This is a genomic window from Furfurilactobacillus curtus, assembly GCF_045862785.1.
GTDB lineage: Bacteria > Bacillota > Bacilli > Lactobacillales > Lactobacillaceae > Furfurilactobacillus > Furfurilactobacillus curtus.
This window is the reverse complement of the sequence record NZ_BQXO01000041.1, coordinates 1-684: the sequence shown is the minus strand read 5'-3', so window position 1 is coordinate 684 and position 684 is coordinate 1. Positions and strand designations below refer to the sequence as shown.

The following is a 684-nucleotide window of genomic DNA, read 5'->3' as shown; positions in this document are numbered from 1 at the left end:
TTCTGACAACCAGTTGCCATACACCCGCTTGGGATAGTCAGCAATCGCTAACACCCGAATAAAATTCTCGCCCGACTGGACGGAGGTGGGGTACTGTTCCCAGCTAAACGGGAATAGTGAATGCAAGCTATCGCGATCAATCAGCTTGGTAAAGTCTTCAACCTCCGCTTTGGGCTTACTACCCGTTTGGTCGCTGTCGCCTTGATGGCTTTCTTTTTTAGTTGGTATAAATAAATCAATGACCTTATCACCAAAACTCATCCTGTTGCCTCCTATCCATTGACATTGATTAAGTTCTTTAAAATCTCTTGGACTTCCTGACTAGTCAAAACTTTGGCCGTCACATCAAAATCCGTTAACGCATTTTCAATGTCTCGTTTAACCTGTTCGATCTTTTCGTCTAAATGAGTGACGGCTAAGTTTAAGCTTTTAACGCTCTTGTCTTTAATCGGTACCTTAACGATTAGCAGGTGTTGCTTAGTTGTCATGTTTTTGGATTCCTGGACTTTAGTAAAGTGGTCCAAATAACTGGCTATGAGCTGGATTTTGAACTGTTGCTCCGAGTGATCTTTTTGTAACGCAAGATACCGACGCTTGAGACCATTGAGATAAGCCGTCATATTGACGGGAATCGTCGGTTCTAAGAACTGTAGCGTGTCATCAACACCTTCACCCAAGGTACTC

The 684-nt window shown here is 43.3% G+C and carries 2 pseudogenes; both read right to left on the bottom strand.

Going from position 1 to position 684, the window contains the following annotated elements:
• Nucleotides 1-261: pseudogene (locus tag ACKTR2_RS10330) on the bottom strand (VirB4 family type IV secretion system protein); the annotation flags it as partial.
• Nucleotides 262-272: 11 nt separating this feature from the next.
• Nucleotides 273-684: pseudogene (locus ACKTR2_RS10325) on the bottom strand (TrsD/TraD family conjugative transfer protein); the annotation flags it as partial.